The following is a 13012-nucleotide window of genomic DNA, read 5'->3' on the forward strand; positions in this document are numbered from 1 at the left end:
ATGGCTCACCACGCACGCTGGACAATGACGCAAGTTACCGCTCTGTTTGAAAAACCCCTTCTTGAACTGCTGTTCGAGGCACAGCAGGTTCACCGTCAGCACTTTGATCCGCGCCAGGTTCAGGTCAGTACGCTGCTGTCTATCAAGACCGGTGCCTGCCCGGAGGATTGCAAATATTGCCCGCAGAGCGCGCGCTACAAAACCGGGCTGGAATCCGAGCGGCTGATGGAAGTGGAGCAGGTGCTGGAATCCGCACGCCAGGCGAAGCTCGCGGGATCAACGCGTTTTTGTATGGGCGCAGCCTGGAAAAACCCGCACAATCGTGACATGCCGTACCTTGAAAAAATGGTTGAAGGGGTCAAAGCGATGGGGATGGAAGCCTGTATGACGCTTGGCACGTTGAATGAAAACCAGGCGCAGCGCCTTGCCAATGCCGGTCTGGATTATTACAACCACAACCTCGACACCTCGCCGGAGTTTTACGGCAATATCATCACTACTCGCACCTATCAGGAGCGTCTCGACACGCTGGATAAAGTGCGCGAAGCCGGGATCAAAGTCTGCTCAGGCGGCATCGTCGGGCTGGGGGAGACGGTGAAAGATCGCGCTGGTCTGCTGTTGCAACTGGCGAACCTGCCCACACCGCCGGAGAGCGTGCCGATTAACATGTTGGTGAAGGTCAAAGGTACGCCGCTGGCCGATAACGATGATGTCGATGCCTTTGATTTCATCCGTACCATCGCCATTGCCCGTATCATGATGCCCACTTCCCATGTGCGTCTTTCTGCCGGTCGCGAACAGATGAACGAACAGACTCAGGCGATGTGTTTTATGGCCGGAGCGAACTCCATTTTCTACGGTTGCAAACTGCTGACCACACCAAACCCGGAAGAGGATAAAGATCGGCAACTGTTCCGCAAGCTTGGGCTGAATCCCAGGCAGACGGAAGTGCTGAATGGCGATAACGAACAGCAACAGCAGATTGAGGAACAATTGTTGCACGCCGATACGGAGCAATTCTACAACGCGGCAGCGCTATGAGCTGGCAACAACGCATTGATTTGCGGCTTCGTGAACGCCATGCGGCAGATGCCCTGCGATCGCGACAGACGGTGGCGCAGGGCGCAGGGCGCTGGCTGACAGTTGGGGAGCGGCGTTTTTACAACTTCTCCAGCAATGATTACCTCGGTTTAAGCCAGCATCCGGCAGTGGTGAGCGCCTGGCAACAGGGCGCGGAATGCTACGGTGTGGGCAGCGGAGGTTCCGGGCATGTCAGTGGCTACACCGTGGCGCATCAGGCACTGGAAAGCGAACTGGCCGAATGGCTGGGATACTCGCGTGCGCTGCTGTTTATCTCTGGTTTTTCCGCCAATCAGGCGGTGATCGCCGCGCTGGCCAGCAAAGAGGATAGGATTGTCGCCGACAAGCTGAGCCACGCTTCGTTGCTGGAAGCTGCCAGCCACAGTCCGGCGCAGTTACGGCGTTTTGCGCACAATGATGTAGCGCAGATGCGAACGCTACTGACAAAACCCCTTGACGGCCAGCAACTGGTGGTCACTGAAGGCGTTTTCAGCATGGATGGCGACAGTGCGCCGCTGGTGGACATCGCCCAGGCGACACGCGAAGCACAGGCATGGCTGATGGTTGACGACGCCCACGGCACGGGTGTGGTGGGCGAGCAGGGGCGTGGCAGTTGTCATCTGCATGGCATCAACCCCGAGATACTGATTGTTACCTTTGGTAAAGGCTTCGGCGTCAGTGGCGCGGCGGTGCTGTGCAGCGAAACGGTTGCCGACTATCTGTTGCAATTTGCTCGCCATTTGATTTACAGCACCGCAATGCCCCCCGCGCAGGCAATGGCGCTCAGTGCGGCATTACGGGTGATCCGCAGTGATGAAGGTGAGCAGCGCCGGGCAACACTGGCGGCGCTGATCGCGCGTTTTCGCCACGGCGCGGCGCAACTGCCGATGAGGCTGGTAGATTCAGAGAGTGCCATTCAGCCGCTGATTGTCGGTGATAACGCGCGCGCCCTGCGACTGGCGGAGCGTCTGCGGCAGCAAGGTTGCTGGGTAACAGCGATTCGTCCGCCGACCGTCCCACCGGGCACCGCACGCCTGCGCCTGACGCTGACGGCGGCTCACCAGACGGAAGATATTGATCGTCTGCTGGAGGCGTTATATGGCGGTGAATAAACGCGCCGTTGCCGCCGCATTTGGTCGTGCGGCGCAAAGTTACGCCCACCACGACGCATTGCAGCGGATGAGCGCCGATCTGCTGCTGAGGCAACTGGGCGAAATTACCCCGGCGAACGTTCTTGATGCCGGTTGTGGCCCCGGTTCCATGAGCCGTTACTGGCGCAGGCTGGGCAGTAACGTGACGTCGCTGGATCTCTCAGCCACCATGCTGGATGAGGCGCGCCGGCAGCAGAGCGCCGATCGCTATCTACTGGGCGATATCGAAGCGCTGCCGCTGGCGGATGCACAGTTCTCGCTGGTGTGGAGCAATCTCGCCGTGCAGTGGTGTGATGATTTACGCCTGGCCATCAACGAACTCTGTCGCGTGACGCAACCTGGCGGTCTGCTGGCATTTACTACCCTCGTGGAAGCGTCGTTGCCGGAATTGAATCAGGCCTGGCGAGCGGTGGATGACCAGCCGCATGCCAATCGCTTTTTATCCCTTTTGACAATCAAACAGGCTTTAGCGGGCCGGTCGTTACGCAGTGGCGTCGAGAGCATCACCTTGCACTTTGATGACGCCGCCTGCGCGCTGCGATCGCTGAAAGGCATTGGCGCGACACATTTACACGATGGCAGGCAGCAGGGACTGACACGGGGCAAATTGCAACGTCTGCAACTCGGCTGGCCGCAGCAGCAGGGGAAATGTCCTCTGACGTATCATCTTTTTTGGGGAGTTATCTCGCGTGAATGAACGTTATTTTGTTACTGGCACAGATACCGAAGTGGGGAAAACTGTCGCCAGTTGCGCACTGCTACAGGCGGCAAATCTGCGCGGTTTGCGCAGTGCAGGTTATAAACCGGTTGCATCCGGCAGTGAAATGACGGCGCAGGGGCTGCGTAATAGTGACGCGTTGGCGTTGCAGCAGCACAGCAGTCTGCCGCTGGATTATAAAACCGTGAATCCTTATACCTTTGCGGAACCGACCTCGCCGCATATTGTTAGCGCTGATCTCGGCGAACCGATTGACCTCGCCGTGATGTCTGGCGGTTTACGCACGCTGGAAATGCAAGCTGAGTGGCTGCTGGTGGAAGGGGCGGGGGGTTGGTTTACGCCGCTTTCCGAAACGTTCACCTATGCGGACTGGGTTATCCAGGAGCAGTTACCGGTGATTCTGGTTGTAGGCGTGAAACTGGGCTGTATCAACCACGCAATACTGACCGCGCAGGCGGTACACCAGGCAGGATTAAGACTGGCGGGCTGGATTGCTAACGATGTGGTGGAGCCGGGCGCGCGTCACCGGGAGTATATGGCGACGCTGCGGCGCGTGATGCAGGCTCCACTGATTGGTGAAATCCCCTGGTTTGCCCACGCGCCCGAAAAAGAAAAAACAGGTCATTTTCTTGATCTCAGCGTATTGACTCCCGTGTCATCCAGTGTGACAGCATTTGATCATCCAGCTGTCTGACATCTCCCTGAGCGACGTTGCGCCCCCGGTGCAATAGACAAAAACGGTCGGCTACCCGGCGAATGAATGAAAGATGCTGCTCGGCCAGTAAAATGGTCATGCCGAATTCCTGATTCAAGCGCACGATCAGGTTGCCCAGTTTATGGATAAACGCCTGGCCCAGCCCGCGCGTCGGCTCATCAAGCAGGAGCAATCGCGGGCGTGTGACTAACGCCCGTGCCATCGCCAGTTGCTGTTGGTTATCCTCTGACAGTTCGGCTCCACGTACCGGGCGCATCGTATACAGCTCCGGGAACAGGTCGTAAATATCGCGTCCCATGACGCTTCCCGGCTCGCCGACAGCACGCATGGCAATATGCAGATTCTCCTCCACGGTCAATTGTGAAAATATGCGCCGGTCCTGTGGCACATAGCCAATTCCCATCGCGCTGCGGTGTTCCGCCTGAACATTCAGCAGATCGCACGGCGGTGCGCCGGCTTCCTGCCAAATCATGCTGCCGCTCTCAATGGGTAAATAACCGGAAATGCAATTTATGAGTGTCGTTTTCCCCATTCCTGGCATGCCGATGATCGAATTACATACGCCTGGGGTTAAATCAAGATCAACATTCCATAACGTATGCTGATTACCGTAGTACTGGTTTATTGCGCGTAAGCTCAACATTGTCCGCTCCTCCTTACGGCTCTGGTGACTATTCCGTATTGCAAAAGGCTTGCCAGAAGCGAAAAAAGGCTTTTTTTTCGGATGAGGCTGATATCTGTGTCGTTTAACATGCAGGAAAGAGAGAACGCAGGTAAATATCCTGCACTTTGCCAGTGCTACCAGTGTTGGATTGTGGTGCAGCAAAGCGACAATTTGTGATAGGTCTCTCATGAGAACGACGTCTGTTTTTAGCTGATAATAAGCAAAAAGAAGTGATAAAAATTTTTTAACGAAGAGCGGTTGGGTCTTGTTGGGAATTTGTCGGCTGGCGAGGTATACGGGCTGGAGGCAGTTATCCACTATTCCTGTGGATAACCTTGTGTATTAGAGTTAGAAAACGCGCGGCAAGCGAGAGCGGACGCGGCTTGCGTCTGAATTGGCGCGAAACGCGGCTTTTTGAATTAATTATTATTTATCAGATGGTTATATAAAATCAATGGTTGTAAGAAAAGTGTCACCGGTTGCCACAAAACTTTCAAGGTGCAACTTGACAATTGTTAAAAAGCAAAGACTCCTGGGGATAACCCTCCAGGGTTAGTGTTTTATCTGGTCAGGGGGGAAATTTCACGCGGAAACGTATTTTCTTATCGCAGGTAGACGAAATCAGCTAACCTGCTACTGTTTTTCCATCCAGTATTATTTATTGGCAAAAGTGAACAGGGTGAGTAAAATATGTTACCTGCCCGCCCATTCCTTCACCAGGTAGCCGTTGATGAGTAAACCGTTCAAACTGAATTCCGCTTTTCGCCCCTCCGGTGACCAGCCTGAGGCGATTCGTCGGCTTAAGGAAGGTCTGGAAGACGGCCTCGCGCACCAGACGCTGCTGGGGGTTACTGGATCGGGTAAGACCTTTACTATCGCCAATGTTATTGCCGATCTGCAACGCCCTACGATGGTGCTGGCACCGAACAAAACGCTGGCGGCGCAGCTATATGGCGAAATGAAGGAGTTCTTCCCGGAAAACGCGGTAGAGTATTTCGTCTCCTACTATGACTATTACCAGCCAGAAGCCTATGTGCCCAGTTCCGACACCTTTATTGAAAAAGATGCGTCGGTGAATGAACATATCGAGCAGATGCGTCTGTCAGCGACGAAGGCGCTGCTGGAACGGCGGGATGTGGTGGTCGTGGCGTCCGTTTCAGCCATCTATGGTTTGGGCGATCCGGATCTCTATCTGAAGATGATGCTCCATCTGACTAACGGCATGATTATCGACCAACGTTCGATTCTGCGTCGGCTGGCAGAGCTTCAGTATACCCGCAATGATCAGGCTTTCCAGCGCGGGACGTTCCGCGTGCGTGGGGAAGTGATCGATATCTTCCCGGCGGAATCGGATGACCTGGCACTGCGCGTGGAGTTGTTCGACGAAGAAGTGGAGCGTCTGTCGCTGTTTGACCCGCTCACCGGGCATCAGGAATCGATCGTTCAACGCTTCACCATCTACCCAAAAACGCACTATGTGACGCCACGAGAGCGTATCGTGCAGGCGATGGAAGAGATCAAAGATGAACTGGCGGAACGGCGCAAAACGTTGCTGGCGAACAATAAGCTGCTGGAAGAGCAGCGCCTCAGCCAGCGCACACAGTTCGATCTGGAGATGATGAACGAGCTGGGCTATTGCTCCGGTATTGAAAACTACTCGCGCTATCTCTCCGGGCGTGGCCCCGGCGAGCCGCCGCCGACACTGTTTGATTACCTGCCGCCCGATGGTTTGCTGGTGATTGACGAATCCCACGTCACCATCCCGCAGATCGGTGGGATGTTCCGCGGCGACCGCGCGCGTAAAGAGACGCTGGTGGAGTACGGTTTCCGTCTGCCGTCGGCGCTGGATAACCGTCCGTTGAAATTTGAAGAGTTTGAGGCGTTGGCACCGCAGTCTATCTATGTTTCGGCAACGCCGGGCAATTACGAGCTGGAGAAATCCGGCGATGAAGTGATTGACCAGGTAGTACGTCCGACAGGTTTGCTGGATCCCATCATCGAAGTACGTCCGGTGGCTACACAGGTTGATGATCTGTTGTCGGAAATCCGCATCCGCGCGGCCATCAACGAGCGCGTGCTGGTGACGACGTTGACCAAGCGTATGGCGGAAGATCTCACCGAATATCTGGAAGAACACGGTGAGCGGGTGCGCTATCTGCACTCCGATATTGATACAGTTGAACGTATGGAAATTATCCGCGACCTGCGTCTCGGCGAGTTTGATGTGCTGGTGGGCATTAACCTGCTGCGCGAAGGGTTGGACATGCCTGAGGTGTCGCTGGTGGCGATCCTGGATGCGGACAAAGAGGGATTCCTGCGTTCGGAGCGTTCACTGATTCAGACCATTGGCCGCGCAGCGCGTAACATCAACGGGAAAGCGATTCTGTATGGCGATAAGATCACGCCATCAATGGCGAAAGCCATCAGTGAAACCGAACGCCGCCGCGAAAAACAGCATCTCTACAACGAAGAGCACGGTATCACGCCGCAGGGTCTGAACAAGAAGGTGGTGGATATTCTGGCGCTGGGCGAAGGACTGGCGAAAACGCGTGCGAAAGGGCGTGGCAAAACCCGCACCCCGGCTCAGGTGGAAGCGGCAGAACTGGCGTTGACACCAAAAGCGCTGCAACAGAAAATCCACGAACTGGAAGGGCTGATGATGCAGCATGCGCAGAATCTGGAATTCGAAGAGGCGGCGCAGGTGCGCGATCAACTTCACCAACTACGTGAACTGTTTATTGCTGCATCTTAATGTTTGCTTAACCTGTTCATGGCACAGTACTTCGCTATTTTGGAGGGCTGTGTCATGCAGAAGTTTAACGTTCGTGAATTTTTAGCCGTCGCCTTCGCACTGGCGTTAGTGATCGGTTTCGCTCATCTTTGGGTCTTGAGTTACTGATGGCAAATGGTAGGCAGCCGGAAGAAATTTAACCCACGCCCGCACCCCGGATTGCGTCAGGCGGTTGTGCAAAAAGAACTGCGCGTCATGAAGCTGTGCGATGCGCGATACGATGCTTAACCCCAACCCAGTTCCACCGTAACGGCTGTCCATGCGGACAAACGCTTTGCTCAGTTCTCCGCTGCAGCTCTCATCAATCCCCGGACCTTCATCCTCTACGGCCAGCACTGGCGTAGCAGCCTGCTCGATGCGTATCGTAATGACTGAACCTTTCGGACTGTAGCGGTATGCGTTTTCCACCAGATTTCTCACCAGCAGCCTTAACAGCGTGGCATCGCCGGGGACGGCAATATCAGCGTCAACTTCCGGTACCGACAGCGTTTGCTGGCGGCCAGCGAGCATGGTTTCCAGCTCGCTGCGAATGGGCATCACCACGTCGGTCATCAGCTGTACCTGCTGGTAACTGCCTGCCGAAAAAGATTGCCCGACACGGGCAAGCAGCAGCAACTGGGCGATGTTTTCCGTCATTTGTTCGATCCGCTGTACCAGTGGATCCACGTTGATGTTGCTGGTTTTTGCCATCAGTTCCAGGTGTAACCGCAACCCGGCCAGCGGCGTGCGTAGCTCATGCGCCACATCTGCTGTAAATAATCGCTCCCGATCCAGCGTGAGCGTCAGCCGTGAAACGAGGTTGTTAATCGATGTCGTAACTGCTTCCACTTCGCTGACGCTGTTGTTTAACGTAATCGGTTGCAGGTTGTTCGGCGTACGTTTATTCAGCTCTTCCTGTAACTCCAGCAACGGGCGGGTAATGGCTTTGACCGCCTGCATGCAAAGCAGTAACGCCAGCCCGATAATCAGCAGGCTTGGCACCAGCAGGCTGGCGACCGCTTCGCGGACTTCATGTTCAACATGTTTACGGTTGTGATGGTTGTGGAGCGCTGCTTGCACCAGCAATTGGATCTGCTCTTCACTTTCATGCCACAGCCAGAACACACTGACCAACTGACAAAACACCAGGATCCCGCCGATAGTCAACAGCAGACGGCGGCGCATGCTCCAGTGGCTGAAATTGAAAAACGCCATTGATTACTCCCGGTGTTGCGGCTGAACCAGCATGTAGCCAAACCCGCGGACAGTACGGATGCGTGACTTACCGATTTTGTCGCGCAGATTATGAATATGTACTTCCAGCGTATTGGTCGAGGGCTCGTTGTCCCAGTTGTAGATATCGTTATAGAGAATTTCCCGATGCACCGGGCTGTCAGCTTTAAGCATCAGGCGCGAAAGTAGGGCGTACTCTTTCGGCGTCAGATCCAGCAACTGGTTGTCCAGCCACGCCTGGCGGCGGGTGACATTTAGCGTCAGATTACCGTGGGTGATTTCATTATCACCCTCATTATGACGACGGCGCAGCAGCGCGCGGATACGGGCATTCAGCTCATCCAGTGCGAAGGGTTTGATCAGGTAGTCGTCCGCGCCGGTATCCAATCCGGCGACGCGATCTTCCAGCGTATCGCGTGCGGTGAGAATCAGCACCGGCTGGGTGTATTTTTCTCGACGCAAACGGGCGAGTAAATGTAGTCCGTCTTCATCGGGCAGACCAAGATCGAGCACGATCAGGCTGTAATGGCCGTTCGCCAGACACAACACCGCTTCGTGCGCGGTGGATACGCCATCACAGGCGTATCCCTCGCTTTGCATCGCCAGAATCAACCCCTGCAGCAGCAGGGCATCGTCTTCAACCACCAGAATCTTCATTTCGCCAGCTCCCGGCACGACGCTAAAATATCGTCTTCAGCACGGTACTCTTTCGTGCTGACCCCCAGTATACCCAACATTGTCGGGAAGAGGTTGTCCTGCGAAACCGCCTTCTCCCGCGCATTTTTTTGCAGACACTGGTTATTCACGCCGTAGCGTTTTTGGTAGTCATCGGACAACCAGATCAGCATCGGAATATGTTTTTGTGTCTCCGGTGCGATGGAATAAGGCAGGCCGTGCAAATAGACGCCATTTTCACCCAGTGATTCACCATGATCGGAGAGATAAACCAGGCTGGTGGTAAATCTGTCTTGTTTGGATTGCAATAATTTAATCGCTTTATCAACGATATAGTCGATATACAAAATGGTATTATCGTAGGTATTTACCAGTTGCTGCTGTGAGCAACTCTGAATTTCGTTGGTATCACAGGTCGGCGTAAATTTGCGGAACTGCGCCGGATAACGGTTGTAGTAAGTCGGCCCGTGGCTACCAATGGTATGTAAAACGATAATGCCGTCGCCCTGTAATTTGTCGATATAGCTGGCAAGATCGTGGAATAGGATCTCATCCTGGCATTCGCCGTCAATGCAATATTCCGGCAGGTTTAATTGCGTCACATCCTGGTGCGGTACGCGATCGCAGGCACCTTTACAACCGCCATCATTCTCATTCCACAAAACCTGAATACCGGCGCGTTGGATAATATCCAGCAGCCCTTCCTGATGGTGGGCAAGCTGATCGTCGTAATGTTCCCGCGTCATCCCCGAAAACATGCATGGGACCGAGACAGCAGTAGCGGTACCGCAGGATGTCGCGTTCGGAAAGTAAATAACATTATCCTGCTTTAATAGCGGGTTAGTTTCGCGTTCATAACCACCAAGTGAGAAATTTGCCGCGCGGGACGTTTCACCCACGACCAGTATGGTCAGGTTCTTACGCGGACCATTTTTCATTTCCGGGCGTTGCCGGGCATCTTCGCCAATAGATACCAGCGGCAAATTATCCATACGATTATGGGAATACCAGGACAGCGACGCCACAATGGAGTTGGACGGACTGAGGGATTTCACCAGCTCTTTATTGTTGCGGAACAGCGAGGCGTAATCTTTATAAAACAGCAGCGCCACAAGTACGATAAGCAGCGCAGAAATAACGATACTGGCAGCGCGATACGCGATGCTGTGCAGCGCTGACTGCGCAGGTTTAATTTTAATCAGCCATGCAATGAGTACCGGCACAATGGCCGTCAGTAAAATCGTCAACACCATTTTTGTCGACATCAGAGCGAAACTTTCCGCAGCAGTGGTGTCGAGAATATTGGTGATCATCGAGCGGTCGATGACGATACCAAAGGCCGAAATGAAATATTGCGCTGCCGCACTGACCAGCACAAACAGCGTGATCACCGGGCGTTCAAGGAAGAAGAATGACGCCAGCGACAGCACGATATTGATCACGCTGAACGCGACCAGCGGCATTGACAGAAACACCAGCCAGTTATGCAGCGAGTTCACCGGTAATAGCGTAAAAGCCTGATGGTAGAAAACGATATTCAGCGCCAGCGCTATATAGAGCGCAAACAGAATAATAAATTGAAGACGGCTTAACGTCGGTCGACGAAGGTGAAGCATACGTATTTTCAAGTCCAGCAAACGAAAGAGGCGCTATGCTGACAGGCCTTTTTTAAGACAACCTTAAGAAATTAAGCAATCCAGCGGCGAGCAAAAATGGCCACCGAAAAGCTACCCCAATTGCTGAACCGCCTTTTCCAGCGCGGCTCGCAGCAGATGACGATCGTGGCGATAGGGAATATCGCCGGCTTCCAGTACTTCCTGAATAATTAATCTTTCAGTGACGGCGCTGACATTCACTTTCGGCCCGACCACCACGGCATCGATTATCTTTCTGCCGACATATTGTTCCATAATGGCCAGCTTATCGGCGAGCGACAGGCTGGCAGCGGCGGGGCTGAGTTCTTTGCCCAGATTGCTGATAAACACAACAGGCGCTGGCGTGCGGCGCAGCGCCTGCGCTAACTCTTCCAGCAGCAACAGCGGCAGCAGACTGGTGTAAAAGCTGCCGGGGCCGATGAGAATCAAATCCGCTTCGGCAATCGCCTGTATTGCTTCCCGGGTGGCGGATACCCTGGGAAACAAGAGTAATTCCTGAATGGGCGCATGGAGTTGGTCGATATTCACCTCACCATATACCTGATGTCCTTCACTGTCGGTGGCCATTAAATCGACGGGCTGTTCCGACATGGGAATTAAAAAAGCATCCACTTTTAATAAATTACGAATTAAATTGATGGCCTCCAAAGGCCGCACGCTCAGGTGATCTAACGCTTTTAACATCAGATTTCCGAGGTTATGCCCGGAAAGTTCACCATTGCCGCTAAAACGGTACTCGAACATCGCCGAGGCGACGCTCGGCTCGGCGATTAATTGGTTCAAACAGTTGCGCATATCGCCCCAGGCAATGCCGCCTTCTGAGCGGCGAATTCGCCCGGTAGAACCACCATTATCGGTAGTGGTTACAATGCCGGTAAGACGCGATCCCAGCGACGCAAGCGAAGACATCACTCGCCCCAGACCATGCCCGCCGCCGAGTGCGACAACACGATCCAGATCTGCCAGTGTGCGATTACGCATAATGATTCCTTAGTAAGATTTACCGCGTTACGTTAGCCTAAATACCACCAAAAGACGATGCTTCGCTGAGTGGAAAATGATACACATCAATGCAAAAACGCTATTTTCTCGTATTCTGTAACGAAAGTGCGCGATCATTCCGCTATATATGAATATATATAGCGATATACATGATGGCGAAAAACGTTCTCCCGCGCTACTATCGGCATAAGCAATTTTAGCGTTACGGACAAAACATACACTCTAGCCTCTTCGTCTACGTTTCCGGTTAACCGTGAAATATGACGATTTGGCCGTAGCAAAACCGATAACGGTTTTCGCTGCCAGGGTGCAGGAAGAAATGACTGCATCTCCCGTACTTGGAAAGGTGTACATGGCCTCACAACTTACTGATGCGTTCGCGCGTAAGTTCTATTACTTGCGTTTGTCGATCACGGATGTGTGCAACTTTCGTTGCACCTACTGCTTGCCGGACGGTTACAAACCGGGCGGCGTCAACAACAACGGCTTCCTCAGCGTCGATGAAATTCGCCGTGTCACGCGCGCCTTCAGCGCCATGGGCACCGAAAAAGTGCGCCTGACTGGCGGAGAACCGTCGCTGCGCCGGGATTTCCCCGACATCATCGCCGCCGTACATGAAAACGCCTCCATTCGCCAGATCGCGGTGACAACCAACGGTTATCGGCTGGCCCGAGACGTTGCGCTGTGGCGCGATGCCGGGCTTACCGCCATCAATGTCAGCGTCGACAGCCTCGATGCCCGCCAGTTTCATGCGATTACCGGGCAGGACAAATTCCGCCAGGTGATGGACGGCATCGATGCTGCGTTTGCCGCTGGTTTCGCCAAAGTCAAAGTAAACACTGTGCTGATGCGAGATGTAAATCATCACCAGCTTGATACCTTTCTGGCGTGGATCAAATCACGGCCCATCCAGTTGCGCTTTATCGAATTGATGGAGACCGGCGAGGGTAGCGAGCTGTTCCGCAATCATCACATCTCTGGCATGGTGCTGCGCGACGCGTTGCTCAAACGCGGCTGGATCCACCAGTTGCGCCAGCGCAGCGACGGCCCGGCGCAAGTGTTCTGTCATCCGGACTATATGGGTGAAATTGGTCTTATCATGCCGTATGAAAAAGATTTCTGCGCCAGTTGCAACCGTCTGCGTGTCTCCTCTACGGGCAAACTGCATTTATGCCTGTTCGGCGATGGCGGTGTGAATCTGCGCGACCTGATGCAGGCCGATGTGCAGCAAACGATGCTCGAGCAACGTATTGCGGTAGCGCTGACGCATAAGAAGCAGACGCACTTCCTGCATGATGGCAACACGGGCATTACGCAAAACCTTTCCTACATTGGCGGTTAAGCCGCAA

General features: G+C 54.1%; 11 protein-coding genes and 1 riboswitch. Of the genes, 6 read left to right on the forward strand and 5 right to left on the reverse strand.

Going from position 1 to position 13012, the window contains the following annotated elements:
• From bioB to bioD, 4 genes are read left to right on the forward strand one after another with little or no spacing between them, the layout of a single operon-like run.
• Positions 1–1041: a biotin synthase BioB gene (bioB, locus tag BM427_RS02915; protein ID WP_090119048.1), complete on the forward strand. Its 1041-nt coding sequence runs from the start codon at positions 1–3 to the stop codon at positions 1039–1041.
• Positions 1038–2192: an 8-amino-7-oxononanoate synthase gene (bioF, locus tag BM427_RS02920; RefSeq protein WP_090119050.1), complete on the forward strand. Its 1155-nt coding sequence runs from the start codon at positions 1038–1040 to the stop codon at positions 2190–2192. Before bioB ends, bioF begins: the two co-directional genes overlap by 4 nt.
• Positions 2179–2928, forward strand: coding sequence for a malonyl-ACP O-methyltransferase BioC (gene bioC / locus BM427_RS02925; protein WP_090119052.1), 750 nt, complete (start codon positions 2179–2181; stop codon positions 2926–2928). Before bioF ends, bioC begins: the two co-directional genes overlap by 14 nt.
• Positions 2921–3643 (forward strand): dethiobiotin synthase, encoded by a 723-nt coding sequence (gene bioD, locus BM427_RS02930; RefSeq protein ID WP_090119054.1) that lies wholly within the window; start codon positions 2921–2923, stop codon positions 3641–3643. The genes bioC and bioD overlap by 8 nt, the downstream gene beginning before the upstream one ends.
• Here bioD and BM427_RS02935 read toward each other — a convergent pair.
• Positions 3585–4307 (reverse strand): ABC transporter ATP-binding protein, encoded by a 723-nt coding sequence (locus BM427_RS02935; protein ID WP_090119056.1) that lies wholly within the window; start codon positions 4305–4307, stop codon positions 3585–3587. The two genes, bioD and BM427_RS02935, sit on opposite strands and share 59 nt — an antisense overlap.
• Before the next feature lie 751 nt (positions 4308–5058).
• Here BM427_RS02935 and uvrB point away from each other — a divergent pair.
• Positions 5059–7080 (forward strand): excinuclease ABC subunit UvrB, encoded by a 2022-nt coding sequence (uvrB, locus tag BM427_RS02940; RefSeq protein ID WP_090119058.1) that lies wholly within the window; start codon positions 5059–5061, stop codon positions 7078–7080.
• A gap of 105 nt (positions 7081–7185) precedes the next feature.
• Here the strand turns inward: uvrB and pmrB are convergent, their stop codons facing one another.
• The 4 genes from pmrB to yvcK form a co-directional block, all read right to left on the reverse strand.
• Positions 7186–8313: a two-component system sensor histidine kinase PmrB gene (pmrB, locus tag BM427_RS02945; protein ID WP_090119060.1), complete on the reverse strand. Its 1128-nt coding sequence runs from the start codon at positions 8311–8313 to the stop codon at positions 7186–7188.
• A gap of 3 nt (positions 8314–8316) precedes the next feature.
• Positions 8317–8988, reverse strand: a complete 672-nt coding sequence (gene pmrA / locus BM427_RS02950) for a two-component system response regulator PmrA (protein ID WP_090119061.1) — start codon at positions 8986–8988, stop codon at positions 8317–8319.
• On the reverse strand, positions 8985–10628 hold the full coding sequence (gene eptA / locus BM427_RS02955) for a phosphoethanolamine transferase EptA (RefSeq protein ID WP_090120656.1): 1644 nt from the start codon (positions 10626–10628) through the stop codon (positions 8985–8987). Before eptA ends, pmrA begins: the two co-directional genes overlap by 4 nt.
• A gap of 105 nt (positions 10629–10733) precedes the next feature.
• Positions 10734–11642 (reverse strand): uridine diphosphate-N-acetylglucosamine-binding protein YvcK, encoded by a 909-nt coding sequence (gene yvcK, locus BM427_RS02960; RefSeq protein ID WP_090119063.1) that lies wholly within the window; start codon positions 11640–11642, stop codon positions 10734–10736.
• Between the two features lie 227 nt (positions 11643–11869).
• Positions 11870–12028, forward strand: a riboswitch (molybdenum cofactor riboswitch).
• Between yvcK and moaA the strand changes: the two genes are divergently transcribed.
• Complete coding sequence (gene moaA, locus BM427_RS02965) at positions 12016–13005, forward strand: GTP 3',8-cyclase MoaA (RefSeq protein ID WP_090119065.1); 990 nt, start codon at positions 12016–12018, stop codon at positions 13003–13005. Its footprint overlaps the riboswitch before it by 13 nt.
• The last annotated feature ends 7 nt before the right edge of the window (positions 13006–13012 follow it).

This window comes from Kosakonia arachidis (assembly GCF_900116535.1).
GTDB lineage: Bacteria > Pseudomonadota > Gammaproteobacteria > Enterobacterales > Enterobacteriaceae > Kosakonia > Kosakonia arachidis.

Bases quoted from the DNA above. Each gene is read 5' to 3' on its own strand.
- bioB (WP_090119048.1), top strand. From the start codon at position 1: ATGGCTCACCACGCACGCTGGACAATGACGCAAGTTACCGCTCTGTTT.
- bioF (WP_090119050.1), top strand. From the start codon at position 1,038: ATGAGCTGGCAACAACGCATTGATTTGCGGCTTCGTGAACGCCATGCG.
- bioC (WP_090119052.1), top strand. From the start codon at position 2,179: ATGGCGGTGAATAAACGCGCCGTTGCCGCCGCATTTGGTCGTGCGGCG.
- BM427_RS02935 (WP_090119056.1), bottom strand. From the start codon at position 4,307: ATGTTGAGCTTACGCGCAATAAACCAGTACTACGGTAATCAGCATACG.
- uvrB (WP_090119058.1), top strand. From the start codon at position 5,059: ATGAGTAAACCGTTCAAACTGAATTCCGCTTTTCGCCCCTCCGGTGAC.
- pmrB (WP_090119060.1), bottom strand. From the start codon at position 8,313: ATGGCGTTTTTCAATTTCAGCCACTGGAGCATGCGCCGCCGTCTGCTG.
- pmrA (WP_090119061.1), bottom strand. From the start codon at position 8,988: ATGAAGATTCTGGTGGTTGAAGACGATGCCCTGCTGCTGCAGGGGTTG.
- yvcK (WP_090119063.1), bottom strand. From the start codon at position 11,642: ATGCGTAATCGCACACTGGCAGATCTGGATCGTGTTGTCGCACTCGGC.
- moaA (WP_090119065.1), top strand. From the start codon at position 12,016: ATGGCCTCACAACTTACTGATGCGTTCGCGCGTAAGTTCTATTACTTG.